14 protein-coding genes are annotated in these 14805 nt (G+C 43.9%); all 14 read left to right on the forward strand.

Translation table 11 applies throughout. The features are described 5' to 3' along the window. The first annotated feature begins 18 nt into the window (after positions 1-18). The 14 genes from rbfA (at position 19) to ACXACN_RS04840 (ending at position 14069) form a co-directional block, all read left to right on the forward strand. A complete protein-coding gene (rbfA, locus tag ACXACN_RS04775; RefSeq protein ID WP_089652372.1) occupies positions 19-369 on the forward strand; it encodes a 30S ribosome-binding factor RbfA in 351 nt (116 codons plus the stop codon). A gap of 66 nt (positions 370-435) precedes the next feature. Then, entirely contained in the window at positions 436-1332 is an 897-nt protein-coding gene (truB, locus tag ACXACN_RS04780; protein WP_474962714.1) for a tRNA pseudouridine(55) synthase TruB, read from the forward strand. A 202-nt stretch (positions 1333-1534) separates the two neighbouring features. Continuing rightward, complete coding sequence (rpsO, locus tag ACXACN_RS04785; protein WP_474962715.1) at positions 1535-1804, forward strand: 30S ribosomal protein S15; 270 nt, start codon at positions 1535-1537, stop codon at positions 1802-1804. Positions 1805-1926: 122 nt separating this feature from the next. After that, entirely contained in the window at positions 1927-4053 is a 2127-nt protein-coding gene (pnp, locus tag ACXACN_RS04790; protein ID WP_474962717.1) for a polyribonucleotide nucleotidyltransferase, read from the forward strand. 352 nt (positions 4054-4405) lie between these two features. Continuing rightward, on the forward strand, positions 4406-5326 hold the full coding sequence (locus ACXACN_RS04795) for a polysaccharide deacetylase family protein (protein ID WP_474962718.1): 921 nt from the start codon (positions 4406-4408) through the stop codon (positions 5324-5326). Between the two features lie 26 nt (positions 5327-5352). Continuing rightward, complete coding sequence (locus ACXACN_RS04800; protein ID WP_474966801.1) at positions 5353-5580, forward strand: YlmC/YmxH family sporulation protein; 228 nt, start codon at positions 5353-5355, stop codon at positions 5578-5580. A 110-nt stretch (positions 5581-5690) separates the two neighbouring features. Further along, the gene (gene dpaA, locus ACXACN_RS04805) at positions 5691-6584 is read left to right on the forward strand and encodes a dipicolinic acid synthetase subunit A (RefSeq protein ID WP_474962720.1); all 894 of its coding nucleotides are present in this window, start codon (positions 5691-5693) and stop codon (positions 6582-6584) included. Then, positions 6584-7180: a dipicolinate synthase subunit B gene (locus tag ACXACN_RS04810; RefSeq protein ID WP_474962721.1), complete on the forward strand. Its 597-nt coding sequence runs from the start codon at positions 6584-6586 to the stop codon at positions 7178-7180. The genes dpaA and ACXACN_RS04810 overlap by 1 nt, the downstream gene beginning before the upstream one ends. Before the next feature lie 103 nt (positions 7181-7283). Then, positions 7284-8330: an aspartate-semialdehyde dehydrogenase gene (gene asd, locus ACXACN_RS04815; RefSeq protein ID WP_474962722.1), complete on the forward strand. Its 1047-nt coding sequence runs from the start codon at positions 7284-7286 to the stop codon at positions 8328-8330. 25 nt (positions 8331-8355) lie between these two features. After that, on the forward strand, positions 8356-9597 hold the full coding sequence (gene dapG / locus ACXACN_RS04820) for an aspartate kinase (protein WP_474962724.1): 1242 nt from the start codon (positions 8356-8358) through the stop codon (positions 9595-9597). Further along, on the forward strand, positions 9594-10466 hold the full coding sequence (dapA, locus tag ACXACN_RS04825; protein WP_474962725.1) for a 4-hydroxy-tetrahydrodipicolinate synthase: 873 nt from the start codon (positions 9594-9596) through the stop codon (positions 10464-10466). The genes dapG and dapA overlap by 4 nt, the downstream gene beginning before the upstream one ends. Positions 10467-10710: 244 nt before the next feature. Beyond that, positions 10711-11436 (forward strand): ClpP family protease, encoded by a 726-nt coding sequence (locus ACXACN_RS04830; protein ID WP_474962727.1) that lies wholly within the window; start codon positions 10711-10713, stop codon positions 11434-11436. Further along, positions 11433-11639, forward strand: coding sequence for a YlzJ-like family protein (locus tag ACXACN_RS04835; RefSeq protein ID WP_474962728.1), 207 nt, complete (start codon positions 11433-11435; stop codon positions 11637-11639). Before ACXACN_RS04830 ends, ACXACN_RS04835 begins: the two co-directional genes overlap by 4 nt. A 129-nt stretch (positions 11640-11768) precedes the next feature. Further along, entirely contained in the window at positions 11769-14069 is a 2301-nt protein-coding gene (locus ACXACN_RS04840; RefSeq protein ID WP_474962730.1) for a DNA translocase FtsK, read from the forward strand. The last annotated feature ends 736 nt before the right edge of the window (positions 14070-14805 follow it).

Below are 14805 nucleotides of genomic sequence, written 5' to 3' on the forward strand. Positions count from 1 at the left end.
AGAAGAGGTGAATATAACATGAACGATTTAAGAGCGAACCGCGTTGGAGAACAAATGAAAAAAGAGATGAGTGACATCATCAGCAAAAAAATTAAAGATCCACGCGTAGGGTTCGTCACCGTCACAGAAGTGAAAGTGACAGGAGATTTGCAACAAGCGAAAGTTTATATATCTGTATTGGGTGATGACAAACAGAAACATGATACACTCGTAGGTCTTGCGAAAGCGAAAGGGTTCATTCGGTCTGAAATCGGGCAACGAATCCGTCTTCGTAAGACGCCTGAAATCATGTTCGAGTTTGACGAAGCGATTGAAAGAGGAAATCGTATTGAAACGATCCTTCGTGATTTAAACGATACGGAAGATTGACAGAAAATCCGTGCTGCTTCAGCACGGATTTTATATAGGATAAAAAAGTTTCGAGGTGAGCGGCAAATGGACGGGATTCTTCCATTGTGGAAGCCAAAAGGTTTCACATCCCATGATTGTGTCAGTAAGGCCCGTGGAATGTTGAGAACAAAAAAGATCGGTCATACAGGAACCCTTGACCCGGATGTTGAAGGGGTGCTGCCCCTTTGTGTAGGGAAGGCCACGAAAATCGTGCCTTTTTTAACTGAGACAGAAAAAGTGTATGAAGCTTCTGTTACGCTTGGGTATGCGACAGCCACTGAAGATGCAACAGGTGAGACGGTTGAAACGACCCCGGTAACCGCATCCATTCCTACAGATACCATTAAAGGTGTCCTTGAGGCATTTGAAGGCTGGATTACGCAAACTCCTCCTATGTACTCTGCGGTAAAAGTCAACGGGAAGAAATTGTATGAATATGCTCGAGAAGGACTAGAAGTGGAAAGACCGACACGCGAAGTACACATCAAGAGTATCGAAATGATGACCCCTCCCCCTGAAAAAGAAGGAGACACATTTACTTTTTCCTTCCGGGTGGTCTGTTCCAAAGGTACCTACGTGCGCACCTTATGTGCAGACATTGGTCGAGCTCTGGGATATGCCGCCCACATGTCTACGCTCGTTAGGACGGAAACAGCGGATATCATGAAGGAAGACTGCTATACGTTTGATGAAATCCAAAAAGTCGTGGATGAAGGTTCTCCTGAACCATTGCTCCTTCCCATATCCAGAGGTCTTGCCCATTTGGATTCCTGGAAGGTCGATGAAGAGCAGGTTGATAAGATCAAACACGGGCAAGTGTTTGAAAAGCCGGCCCATATCCATGCAGAACAATTTGTAGTGGTGAACGCTGGAGAGGTCTTGGCGATATACCAGGATCATCCCCGAAAAACCGGTCTCATCAAACCGGTACGTGTATTTTAATGCACTCTATGTTTAATGATGGTGAAAAAAGATCCTCATCGTAGGACATACGCATAGTTTTTTATCAGAGATTGTTGGTTTTCCTTGCATTTCAGGCAAAAAAAATGTACCCTTTAATATGGAACCTTCGCTTGGCGGTACGTAACTCCGACGTCCGCTCGGGGAAAGGGAATTCTAAATTTTTTCAGGAGGTGTAGCTAATATGGCTATCACACAAGAACGTAAACAACAACTAATCAATGAGTACAAAACTCATGATAACGACACAGGTTCTCCAGAAGTACAAATCGCTGTACTAACGGAGCAGATCACTACTTTGAACGAGCACCTGCGTACACACAAGCAGGACCACCACTCTCGTCGTGGATTGCTTAAAATGGTAGGTAAGCGTCGTAACCTATTGAACTACCTTCGTAATAAGGACATTACACGTTACCGTGAGCTAATCAAGAGCCTTGGCTTGCGTCGCTAATGTATGGGAAAAAGCGGGAGTTATTCCCGCTTTTTCTGTATGTTTACATACAGAAGGGTGTAAACTGACAATAAACCCTTATAATGAAATAAGAAGAGTTATCGAGAGGAGTTAAGTTCTTTATGGCAGAAGAAAAACAAGTGTTTTCCATTGACGTTGCCGGTCGTACTTTTTCTGTAGAAATTGGCGAATTGGCTAAACAAGCGAATGGTGCAGCACTCATCCATTACGGAGATACGACTGTCCTATCCACAGCTACCGGTAGTAAAGAGCCGAAGGACCTGCCGTTTTTCCCATTGACTGTAAATTATGAAGAGCGTCTTTACGCAGTAGGTAAAATTCCAGGAGGATTCATCAAACGTGAAGGTCGACCGAGTGACAAAGCTGTTCTTGCTTCCCGTCTGATTGACCGTCCGATCCGTCCGTTGTTCCCTGATGGGTACCGTAACGATGTGCAAGTGATCAGCTCTGTAATGAGTGTTGATCAGGATTGTTCATCTGAAATGGCCGCTATGCTAGGGTCTTCCATTTCATTAGGCGTTTCTGATATCCCATTTGAAGGACCGATCGCAGGCGTCATCGTAGGACGAGTAAATGGTGAATTTGTCATCAATCCTACTGTTGAACAACAGGAGAAAAGTGATATCGATCTGACTGTAGCGGGTACGAAGGATGCCATCAATATGGTTGAAGCAGGTGCTAATGAGGTTTCTGAAGAGGACATGCTTGAAGCGATCATGTTCGGACATGAAGAAATCAAACGCCTAGTTGCCTTCCAGGAAGAAATCGTAGAAGCTGTAGGTCGCGAGAAGATGGAAGTGCAGTTGTTTGATCTGGACGCTGAACTGAAGGAGAAAGTCGAAGCAGAAGCTACTGACGCCATTGTTCAGGCCATCAAAACAGAAGAAAAGAAAGCACGTGAAGAAGCTATTGCACAAGTGAAAGCTGATGTTACTGCTTCTTATGAAGAGCAGGAAGCAGACGAAGAGACACTCAAACAAGTGGGGTCCATCTTAGAAGATATCGTGAAAACGGAAGTGCGTCGTCTCATTACGAAAGATAAAATTCGTCCAGATGGTCGTGGCGTTGACGTAATTCGTTCCCTTACTTCCCGTGTAGGATTGCTTCCGAGAACACACGGATCCGGTCTTTTCACTCGTGGCCAAACCCAGGCGCTAAGTGTTTGTACTCTCGGGGCATTAGGAGATGTGCAAATTCTAGATGGTCTAGATCTTGAAGAGTCTAAGCGCTTTATGCACCATTACAACTTCCCTAAGTTCTCAGTTGGAGAAACGGGTCCTATCCGTGGACCTGGACGTCGCGAAATTGGGCATGGTGCTCTTGGTGAACGTGCACTTGAAGTCGTCATTCCTTCTGAGAATGAGTTCCCTTACACCATCCGACTTGTTTCAGAGGTTCTAGAATCCAACGGTTCTACATCCCAAGCAAGTATTTGTGCGAGTACGCTTGCTATGATGGATGCAGGTGTGCCGATTAAAGCACCTGTGGCTGGAATTGCAATGGGTCTTGTAAAATCAGGCGATGATTACACGATTCTCACAGATATTCAAGGCATGGAAGATGCTCTTGGAGACATGGACTTTAAAGTTGCCGGAACAGAAAAAGGAATAACGGCTCTTCAAATGGATATCAAGATTGATGGTCTTTCTAGAGAAATCCTTGAAGAAGCATTGGCTCAAGCGAAAAAAGGACGCATGGAAATCCTTGGACACATGCTTGAGACGATTCCGGAAACTCGCAAAGAACTTTCCGCACATGCTCCTAAGATCATGACGATGAAAATCAATCCAGACAAAATTCGTGACGTCATTGGACCGAGCGGTAAACAAATCAACCAGATCATTGATGATACGGGTGTGAAGATTGATATTGAACAAGATGGTACGGTGTTCATTTCCTCAACGGATGCCAGCATGAATGCAACAGCTCAAAAAATCATTGAGGATATCGTCCGTGAAGTAGAAGTCGGTGAAGTTTACGATGGTAAAGTGAAGCGTATCGAGAAGTTCGGTGCCTTCGTTGAACTATTCAAAGGAAAAGAAGGCCTTGTCCACATTTCTGAAATGGCTGAAGAGCGTATCGGAAAAGTGGAAGACATCGTTTCCCTAGGTGATACAATTAAAGTGAAAGTTAAAGAAATTGATAACCAGGGAAGAATCAACCTTTCCAGAAAAGCGATTCTTCTTGATGAGAAGAAGAAACAAGAAAATGTTGAACAACAATCCTAATAGGTTTACGTAAAGAAGAGATACTGGCTTGCCAGTCTCTTTTTTTTGCGTAAAAACACCTGATTGAAATGATCTTCCGTTTCCCTTGGATAAAGTATCATGAAAATCAATCGCTCTCTTTCTGTCTGCGCTCGGATTTCAAAGAGAAAGATGTTCGCGATCTCCCTTGTTATGGTCTTTCCCCGGAAATGTCACAAATGTAACTATGGTTTGATGAAAAGTGCAGAAAGTGGTCACCTCTTCTTTTTTTACCTCGTTCCGACCATTCTGATCACGGGCCTCTAATAATCGTTCGTAATATTGGTCTAGACGAAGGACATGCCCCATAGAATGGTGATAGGGGTGATGGTCCATGAGCTTTCGATTAATCATATTATTCTGTGTCAATCTCTGTTTCTTCATTGGGTTTGGTATGGCTTTTTTAACAGCAGACCATGTCGTGACCGTCAACAAAGAAGATACCATCTACCAAAGAATCCAGGACGAAAAAAAAGAATTTGAATGGGAAGCACAGGATGCGAAGATCGATTCTGTATGGAAAAAGACACCTGGAATCGTCGGTCGCAAAGTCGATGTCGAAGCATCCTACAAAAAAATGCAAAAACATGGAAAATACAACCCTGAATTATATGTTTATAAATTGATTAAGCCTAAGGTTTCTCTGGAGGATTTGCCTGCTTCTCCTATCTATAGAGGTCATCCGGAAAAAGAAGCTGTGTCCTTTTTAATCAATGTTTCCTGGGGGGAAGAATACATCCCGGACATGATTGGGATTTTACATGAGCACCAAGTGAAAGCTACATTTTTTATTGATGGAGCTTTTGCGAATGATTTTACACACCTCGTGCAAATGATTGAAGAAGAAGGGCATACGATCGGGAGCCATGGGTATCGTCATAAGGATATGGGACAAATGACGAAGGAACAGGCGAAAGAGAATCTGGAACAAGCGGACGAGCTTTTGTTCGCCCTGACCAAGCAAAAAGTGAAGTATTTCGCTCCACCATCCGGGAGTTATAATATGTCCACCGTTGAAGCGGCTGATGAAATGGATATGGAAACCATTTTATGGACAGTGGATACGATTGATTGGCAGAAACCAACATCAGATGTGCTGATCACAAGGGTCATGGGTAAGGTTCATAATGGGGCTACCATCCTTATGCATCCAACCCAGGTGACTGTAAACAGCCTGCCAAAACTGATTGAACAATTGAAAGATAAAGGGTATAAGGTCGTATCCCTGCATAAATTATTGAGTGAAGAGAGATAGGGGAGAAGGAGAGTCGTACAGTGAGAATGAAATCTCTAGCTCAAAAAGAAGTGATTGATGTAGAGAAAGGCGTGAAATTGGGAATCTTAGGAAAAGCGGACTTGATTATTGATCCCGACTCAGGGGTGATCAAGTCATTGGTGATTATGAATCACGGATTCATCGGGTTTGGTTCATCAAAAAAGGAAATGACGATTGATTGGAATCAAATTGAGACCATTGGTGAGGAAACGATCCTCCTAAAAAAACGATAAACACTGCAGCTTGAGCTGCAGTGTTTTTTGTTTGTTAATCCAAATCACTAACTCGGCATTCCGGCATAGGATACAAGGAGATAAGATACTAGATAAAGGAGACATCCGGGATGCTAACAGGATATCATGTAGCGGTCATAGGGGGCGATGCCCGGCAGATCGAGCTTATTCGGAGGTTGAATGAGTGGGATGCCACCGTCTATTTGGCTGGGTTCGACCAACTGAATGAAAGCTTTAGAGAAGCCATCGACCTTGACTTCGACAGCGAGCAAGTGGAGAAATTGGATGCCATCATCCTTCCTGTACCGGGGACGGATGCGGAGGGGAAGATTGAAGGGATTTTTTCTAATCAACTGATCCATTTCTCAGAAGAATGGCTGAAAAGGACACCAGACCATTGTCAAGTGTTTTCGGGAATTGCGAATGACCATTTAAAAGAATTAGCAGCTAAAACGAATCGTACACTCATTCCTTTAATGGATAGGGATGATGTTGCTATTTATAATTCCATTCCTACGGTAGAAGGTGCGTTGATGTTGATCATTCAACACACAGATTTCACGATCCATGGATCGAAAGTCATCGTTCTCGGTCTTGGTAGGGTAGGAATGAGTCTTGCGCGTACGTTTGATCACCTTGGGGCGAAAGTATCTGTTGGTGTACGTTCTTCAAAAGCAGCGGCAAGAGTTTATGAAATGGGACTGGAACCCATTGATATGAATGATATAGAGAATGCAGATATGTCCTGTGATCTATTACTGAATACCGTCCCGCACCTCGTCGTTGATGCTTCTGTAATTAAACAACTCCCCTCTCATGCGATGATTTTGGATCTTGCATCAAAACCAGGAGGAACCGATTTTCGTTATGCAGATAAACGTGGGATTAAAGCATTACTCGCACCAGGTCTGCCAGGAATTGTAGCTCCAAAAACGGCAGGAAGAATCATAGCGGACGTTGTGTCTCGAATCGTTCAGGAAGGTTCACGAAAGGAGAATGATTGATGTCTAATTTAAAAGGGAAAGTGATTGGATTCGGCTTAACGGGATCCCATTGTACGTACCATGAGGTCTTTCCTGTCATGCAGGAACTTGTCGACCTTGGTGCTACGGTTATTCCTGTATTATCTTACACGGTTCAAAAAACAGATACCCGTTTTGGGGACGCTTCTGAGCATTTAGAAAAAATAAAAGAAATCACAGGGGAAGAACCAATATTGACGATTCCTGATGCAGAACCTCTCGGACCTAAACGTCCTTTAGACTGCATGCTCATTGCGCCTCTTACGGGAAATTCGACAAGTAAGTTTGCAAATGCCCTGACGGATTCACCTGTATTGATGGCTGCTAAGGCGACCTTAAGGAACGAAAGTCCTGTAGTCGTGGCCGTGTCAACAAATGATGCACTTGGATTAAATGGTGTAAACATTATGCGTCTGATGGCAACGAAGAACATTTACTTTGTACCACTAGGTCAGGATCATCCCTTCAAAAAACCAAATTCATTGGTAGCGGATATGACATTAATACCAGAAACGATTGAGGCAGCGCTCGAAGGAAAGCAGCATCAACCCGTTTTAATTGAAAGGTATCCGAATTAATTCTTTTTTTCATACCAGGTGTTCTTGTAAATATGATAAAATAACAAAAATAGTGACATGTCTTACTATTCTTACAAATGATATACAAGAGAGGATGCCGAAAATGAGTGAATCGAAAAAATATAATGTAGCTGTCGTCGGGGCGACCGGTGCCGTCGGACAAAAGATGCTGGAGACGTTGGAAGATCGGAAGTTCCCCGTTGAAAATTTAAAGCTTCTCTCATCAAGTCGATCAGCAGGATCGAAAATGGTGTTCAATGATGAAGAATACACGCTGGAAGAGGCTACCCCAGAAAGCTTTGAAGGTGTTGATATTGCTTTGTTCTCTGCTGGAGGTTCTGTATCTAAGAAACTAGCTCCAGAAGCCGTCAAACGTGGAGCCGTCGTGATTGATAATACAAGTGCCTTCCGTATGGCAGAAGGGGTACCGCTTGTCGTACCTGAAGTAAATGAGGCAGATATAAAGGAACATAAAGGGATCATTGCCAATCCGAACTGTTCAACAATCCAAATGGTGGCTGCTCTTGAGCCTGTTCGTAAAGCGTTAGGCATGAACCGTGTCATTGTTTCTACGTACCAAGCCGTTTCCGGAGCTGGAAATGAAGCAGCAGAAGAACTGAGAGAACAATCACAGTCCTTCTTAAATGGAGAAGAACTGGAAGCTAATCTTCTTCCGGTAAAGGGAGATAAAAAACACTATCCTATCGCATTTAACGCACTGCCTCAAATTGATGTCTTTCAGGATAATGGTTATACATTTGAAGAAATGAAAATGATCAATGAAACAAAGAAAATCATGCATGCACCTGATCTTTCTGTTGCAGCGACTTGTGTACGCCTTCCATTTTTCACATCGCACGCAGAAAGTGTATATATTGAAATAGAAAAAGAAGGCGTTACTGTTGAAGAAGTGAAACAACTGATAGATGCAGCGCCTGGAATCGTTCTCGAAGATGATCCTGCTACCCAGACATACCCGACACCATTAAGCGCGGCAGAGAAACGAGAAGTGTTTGTCGGTAGAATTAGAAAAGATCTCGATCATGAAAAAGGATTCCATTTATGGGTTGTATCCGATAACTTGTTAAAAGGTGCAGCATGGAATTCCGTGCAAATTGCAGAACGCTTGATTGCAAATGAGTGGCTGTAAACTTTTATTGAGTTGAGGTGGCCAAATGAAGCTACTTGTACAAAAGTTCGGTGGAACTTCCGTCCGGGACCAGGAAAGTCGGTCCCGGGCCATCCACCATGTAAAAAACGGCTTGGATCAAGGATTTAAAGTCGTTGTTACCGTTTCAGCAATGGGCAGAAAAGGTAGTCCATATGCCACAGATACATTGCTTGGATTAATCGACTTTCCTAAAACGAACGTTTCGCCAAGAGAACAGGATTTGATGATGTCTTGTGGAGAGACGATTTCTTCGATTGTTTTTGCTCATGAATTGAATTTGGCTGGTGTAAATGCAGTATCATTAACAGGTGCGCAAGCCGGAATTACCACCAATGGGGATTTTACCAAGGCGAAAATCACTCAAGTTAACCCTGGAAGAATCTTAGAAGAGCTCAAAAAACATGAAGTCGTAGTTATCGCAGGATTCCAAGGTCAGACGGTTCAAGGTGAAACAACAACCATAGGACGCGGTGGCAGTGACACAACAGCTGCTGCATTAGGGGCGGCATTGCGCTCTGAGTACATCGATATTTTCACAGATGTAGAAGGGATCATGACCGCGGATCCAAGGCTCGTACAGGAAGCGAGACCTCTGAACACGATCACGTACAACGAAATCTGCAACCTGGCCTACCAAGGAGCAAAAGTTATCCATCCTAGGGCAGTAGAAATTGCCATGTATGCCAAAGTTCCCATCCGAGTACGATCCACCTATTCAGATCTTCCCGGCACTCTCGTAACAGGAACGAAAGAGGATCGAACAGGGAGAGATATATCAGAACGTACTGTAACAGGAATCGCTCATATGGATGGCCTCACACAAATTAAAGTTCAATCGAAAGAAGACCCTTCCAAACTACAATCCGATGTTTTCAAATCAATGGCTTCCGCTAATATTTCCGTAGACTTCATCAACATATCTCCAAGTGGTGTTCTTTACACCATCAACCACATCTTTACAGACAAAGCTATCCAAATCCTTGAAGCACTAGGCTATGAACCAGAAGTGAGAAGAGGCTGTGCCAAAGTGTCGACCGTCGGAGCGGGCATAACAGGCATTCCTGGTGTAACGGCGCAAATCGTGCAAACATTGACCGATCGAGGAATCCAAATTCTCCAATCAGCCGATTCCCATACGACCATATGGGTACTGGTCAAAGAAGAGGATCTCATCGAAGCGGTTAACGCCCTTCACAAAACCTTCCGATTGAGCAAGGCACCTAAGAAAGGGGAAAAACTGACATGAATTTCGGGAAGGTATTGACGGCTATGGTGACTCCTTTTGATCGACATGGTGAAATTGATTTTAAGAAAACGACGGAGCTGGTCGACTATTTATTAGCGAACGGTACCGACGGACTCGTCGTAGCTGGAACGACAGGAGAATCGCCAACTCTGACATCGGATGAAAAAGTAAGCTTATGGAAACATGTCGTCACAACCGTCGCAGGTCGGGTGCCTGTTATAGCGGGAACGGGAAGCAACAGCACAGAAACTTCCATGAAACTATCCAAAAGAGCCGAAGCCACAGGCGTGGATGCCATCATGCTTGTCGCACCTTATTACAATAAACCGAATCAAGAGGGGCTTTATCAACATTTTAGAACGATTGCAGGATCCGTAAAACTACCTGTAATGATTTATAATGTTCCAGGAAGGTCGGTCGTTCGAATCCAGCCTGAAACCATCATAGAACTTTCTAAAATCGAGAATATTGTCTCTTTAAAGGAAGCGACAGGGGATTTGGAAGGGATGGCAAAAATTCGGGCACTCACTGATGAACACTTTTCCATTTACAGTGGAGATGATCATTTAACTCTTCCTGCCTACGCAATCGGTGCAACCGGGATCATATCCGTATCCTCTCATATCTTAGGAAATCAGATGCAAAAAATGCTTTCCATATTTGAAGACGGGAAATGGAAAGAAGCTGGAGACCTCCACAGAAAACTGTTGCCCGTGTTCAATGGCATGTTTATGGCTCCCTCACCATCTCCTGTAAAAGCAGCTTTGAAATTACAAGGTATTGAAACGGGTGGAGTCAGACTGCCTTTGGTGCCATTAACCCAAAGCGAAGAAGAAGCCATTGCCAATTGTTTGCAAAATATCAATTGAAACCAGGGTGTAGAGCCCTGGTTTTTTGCATGACAAGGGTAAAACCACAGGGGGGAAATAAGCTTTCAATTGTGGAAGATACTCCGTTACGAAGTGATTTCCCAACACGGTCTGATAAATTCTAAGTCGTAAGGCAAGAATCGGATGGTATTTTGAAAAAAAAGCAAACGGGAGCAGGATGTTGAAAGTATGATTCATATCGTTTGAGTCATACTACGGGAAAAGAGCGAAAGGAGAACGATCCATGAAAGACGATTCCAAAGACAAAGAAAAAGATCAATCCAAATCGCAATCCTCTCTCGTTGATAAGATTCAGCAGCTCGGACAAAGCAATGTCCCCCAGCCAGCTGATTCCAATATTCATGTATTGCCGATCATCGGACAAGTGGAAGGTCATGTTCAGTTGCCATCACAAAATAAGACAACGAAGTATGAACATTTGATTCCTCAATTGATTGCGATCGAACAGAATCCTAAAATTGAAGGCTTGGTCGTCCTGTTAAATACAGTTGGAGGAGATGTCGAAGCGGGCCTTGCGATTTCTGAAATGATCTCTTCGTTATCCAAACCGACTGTATCTATCGTTTTAGGAGGTGGACACTCCATCGGTGTTCCGATTGCTGTCTCTGCGGACTACTCATTTATCGTCGAAACAGCAACGATGACGATTCACCCGATCCGTATGACAGGACTTGTCATCGGTGTCCCCCAAACGTTCGAATACATGGATAAGATGCAGGATCGCGTCATCAGCTTTGTAACGAGGCATTCCAACGTTGCTGAAGATAAATTCAAGGAACTCATGTTTGATAAGGGGAATTTAACCCGGGATATTGGTACGAACGTCGTTGGTCAACAGGCGGTCGATCATGGGCTCATTGATGCTGTAGGCGGCGTGAAAGAAGCAATGTCAAAATTGAATGAGCTTATTGAGCAGAATAAAGGATCTGAGCAGCAGGTGGTTCAATGACCATTCTATACACCCCATTAAGTGAACATGACATTTTTCCAATGGAAGAAGAAATGTCTGTTGTCTATCATGAACATAATGACTGTCCATTAATGTGTCGTCAATCTGCAGACGGGAAAAAGCAGATTATGCAAGTCCTTTCCACCGATCCATCTCATTACATGGATCCTGATCTTCAACCAGGTACATGGTTGGACTCGTAACATTGTAGATGGCTGTGGTATAATAGAATAAATGAGTGACTGGATGCCGGTGCTGTATTTCTTCATACCTATTGAAGGAACCATCGGCATTTTTCTCGTTTTAGTTATACATATGGGGGAGGAAAGACCATGGCTAGGAAAAGAAAAAAGAAGAAAAAGCAATCGAGTATGAAAAGCCATTTGAAGTTTGAACTATTGGGGCTGTTCTTCCTCTTCATTGCTGTCATAGGTAGCGGGGCTTCTGCTATTAGTGATGGAGCGGTTCCGGGAGGTTTGGAGAGGTTCTGGCAGTTCTTATTTGGAGTTTGGTACTTTATCGCCTCCCTGTTCTTTTTAATTGTTGGTGTCTATTTGATGGTAAAAAGAAAATGGCCTTCTTTTTTACATAAACGATTATTAGGCGTGTACACCATTGTTACGGCTTTACTCTTGTTCACACATCTTGAAACACTTTCGGCTGAACTTGGGACAGGAGAAGGTTCTATTCTTGGAATGACGTGGGACAGGATCACCGGAATGATGAGAGGAGAACTTCCATTTTACAGCATCGGTGGAGGGCTGACGGGTGCCATTCTTCTTTCCATCACGTATTATCTTTTTGCAAAAGCTGGAGCAGCCATTTTATCATTTTTCCTTTTCATCATCGGCGTCATTTTCGTCAGTGAAAAATCCATTGGTGAGCTGTTTGCTAAGCTCGGGCGTAAAGTGAAAGAGATGAGCGCAGAGCAGGTGCAAAGGTTGAAGGATCAAAAAGAGCAAAAAGCAGAGAAGAAAAAGCACGCCTTGGAAGAACACGAAGAAGATACAGTGGTTTATGAAATGAACGAATCATCCAACGATCATGAAGAAGAGCAGGACCAAGAGCCAATCATCCAAGACTTTACTGATACGGCTTATGCTAGTGATAAAACGAGTAAGCCGAAAGAAGCTGGGAAGGAAGAACAGCAAGATTCGGATGAGGTCAATATAGAAAAGTCGATGCCGACAGCAGAACTTGAAAACATGGATTACAAGCTGCCAAGCTTAGAATTGTTGGATGAACCTACATCAAGCCCACAAAGTCAAGGGCGTACTCATATCCAAGCCACTGTAAGGAAACTAGAAAAGACTTTCCAAAGTTTTGGTGTAAAAGCGAAAGTAACGAAAGTCCATGTGGGTCCTTCTGTAACGAAGTATGAAGTTTACCCTGATGTAGGAGTGAAAGTCAGCAAAATTGTAAATTTGAATGATGATCTTGCCTTAGCCTTAGCCGCAAAAGACATCCGGATTGAAGCACCTATTCCAGGTAAGTCAGCAGTCGGAATCGAAGTGCCGAATCAGGAAGTGTCTATGGTTTCTTTACGTGAAGTATTAGAAACGGGCAGATCAAGCTCAGATGCCAAATTAAGCTTTGCGTTAGGTAGAGATATCTCAGGTGAGGCTGTCATGTCAGAATTAAATAAAATGCCTCACTTGCTTGTCGCAGGTGCTACCGGTAGTGGTAAAAGTGTCTGTATCAATGGAATCATTACGAGTATTTTGATGAGAGCCAAGCCGCATGAAGTGAAAATGATGATGATCGACCCTAAGAAGGTGGAATTGAATGTCTATAATGGAATTCCCCATCTGTTGGCTCCGGTTGTCACAGACCCTAAGAAAGCTTCACGTGCGCTAAAGAAAGTTGTATCTGAAATGGAACGAAGATATGATCTTTTCTCAGATTCAGGCACAAGAAATATTGAAAGCTACAATGAATACATCAAAAAGCACAACGCGGAAAATGAAGACGAACAGCCACAGCTTCCGTACATCGTTGTCCTCGTTGATGAATTGGCAGACTTAATGATGGTGGCTTCCAACGAAGTGGAAGATGCGATCACACGCCTTGCACAAATGGCCCGGGCAGCCGGCATTCATTTGATTATCGCAACCCAGCGTCCTTCCGTGGATGTCATCACTGGTGTGATCAAGGCCAATATCCCATCAAGAATTGCTTTCAGTGTATCTTCCCAGACCGATTCACGAACGATTTTAGACTCTGGGGGAGCAGAGAAGTTGTTGGGTAGAGGAGACATGCTCTTTACACCAGTCGGGTCCAACAAGCCGACGAGGGTCCAAGGCGCTTTCTTATCGGATGAAGAAGTAGAAAGAATCGTAAACTTCTGTGTCGAACAACAAAAAGCTCAGTATCAAGAAGAGATGATCCCAGAAGAGGAAAGTGAAGTGAAACAAGAAGTGGATGATGATCTCTATCCAGAAGCGGTTCAAATGGTCATCGAAATGCAAAGTGCCAGTGTTTCTATGATTCAAAGACGTTTCCGCGTCGGATATACGAGAGCAGCCCGCTTGATCGATGCCATGGAGGACAATGGTATCGTCGGCCCTTATGAAGGCAGTAAACCACGAGCAGTCCTTGTATCACAACAAACAGAAGAACAACACACATCCTAACCCAAAAAGGATCCAGCCTAACCAGGTGGATCCTTTTTTACTGCCAAGATAGGATCCACCTTATTAAACGAACTGGCAGGATTCTTGAAGACTCAGTTTCGAGACTTTTCGGGGTTCGTTTGCTATGGGAGGCGTCAGGGGTGGCTGGGAAGCTACTCGCTTTCCTGTGGGGGAGTGGCGAGCTTCCTCGGGCGGTCTGCCGCACTAAGGGATCTCGCCGATCTCCTTTCTCCCACGGGAGTCTTGCAACTTCCTAACCACCCCATTCAATATTGTGAGAAACGAACCCCTATACCAGGAAGGAGCATCTTCCGCCATCACTACCTATAGTAAGAAAACGCTCTATAACAAGAGGTTTTGAGCTTCATCCATACGGTGGAGATTTGTGTTATTGCTCGCAATTCGTGAAGGAATCGCCTAATTCTGGAAGTGGTTTCGAGACACTTAAATGGCAAAGGGGCGGAGGGGAATGGCGAGACTCCTGCGGGAATAGAGTGCAGGGTGAGACCCCACAGGACGCAGTCCGAGGAGGCTCACCGCGCTCCCGCGGAAAGCGAGTCATTCCCCGTAGCCCCTAAACGCACAAAAACATCTCGAAACTGAGTCTTCGAGAAAAGGGGGCTTTTTTGCAATATGTTTTGAGATTTTACGTGGATGAAGTGTTTGTCGAAATCTATCAAACGCAATCTATGGAAATGAGTCAAAATTCATAAAAATGTCCTAATTCTATTTATTT

The sequence above is a fragment of the Halobacillus sp. AWM4_238 genome, assembly GCF_056158265.1.

Excerpts from the sequence above, each read along its gene's own strand:
- rbfA (WP_089652372.1), top strand. The coding sequence starts at position 19 with ATGAACGATTTAAGAGCGAACCGCGTTGGAGAACAAATGAAAAAAGAG.
- truB (WP_474962714.1), top strand. The coding sequence starts at position 436 with ATGGACGGGATTCTTCCATTGTGGAAGCCAAAAGGTTTCACATCCCAT.
- rpsO (WP_474962715.1), top strand. The coding sequence starts at position 1,535 with ATGGCTATCACACAAGAACGTAAACAACAACTAATCAATGAGTACAAA.
- pnp (WP_474962717.1), top strand. The coding sequence starts at position 1,927 with ATGGCAGAAGAAAAACAAGTGTTTTCCATTGACGTTGCCGGTCGTACT.
- ACXACN_RS04795 (WP_474962718.1), top strand. The coding sequence starts at position 4,406 with ATGAGCTTTCGATTAATCATATTATTCTGTGTCAATCTCTGTTTCTTC.
- ACXACN_RS04800 (WP_474966801.1), top strand. The coding sequence starts at position 5,353 with ATGAAATCTCTAGCTCAAAAAGAAGTGATTGATGTAGAGAAAGGCGTG.
- dpaA (WP_474962720.1), top strand. The coding sequence starts at position 5,691 with ATGCTAACAGGATATCATGTAGCGGTCATAGGGGGCGATGCCCGGCAG.
- ACXACN_RS04810 (WP_474962721.1), top strand. The coding sequence starts at position 6,584 with ATGTCTAATTTAAAAGGGAAAGTGATTGGATTCGGCTTAACGGGATCC.
- asd (WP_474962722.1), top strand. The coding sequence starts at position 7,284 with ATGAGTGAATCGAAAAAATATAATGTAGCTGTCGTCGGGGCGACCGGT.
- dapG (WP_474962724.1), top strand. The coding sequence starts at position 8,356 with ATGAAGCTACTTGTACAAAAGTTCGGTGGAACTTCCGTCCGGGACCAG.
- dapA (WP_474962725.1), top strand. The coding sequence starts at position 9,594 with ATGAATTTCGGGAAGGTATTGACGGCTATGGTGACTCCTTTTGATCGA.
- ACXACN_RS04830 (WP_474962727.1), top strand. The coding sequence starts at position 10,711 with ATGAAAGACGATTCCAAAGACAAAGAAAAAGATCAATCCAAATCGCAA.
- ACXACN_RS04835 (WP_474962728.1), top strand. The coding sequence starts at position 11,433 with ATGACCATTCTATACACCCCATTAAGTGAACATGACATTTTTCCAATG.
- ACXACN_RS04840 (WP_474962730.1), top strand. The coding sequence starts at position 11,769 with ATGGCTAGGAAAAGAAAAAAGAAGAAAAAGCAATCGAGTATGAAAAGC.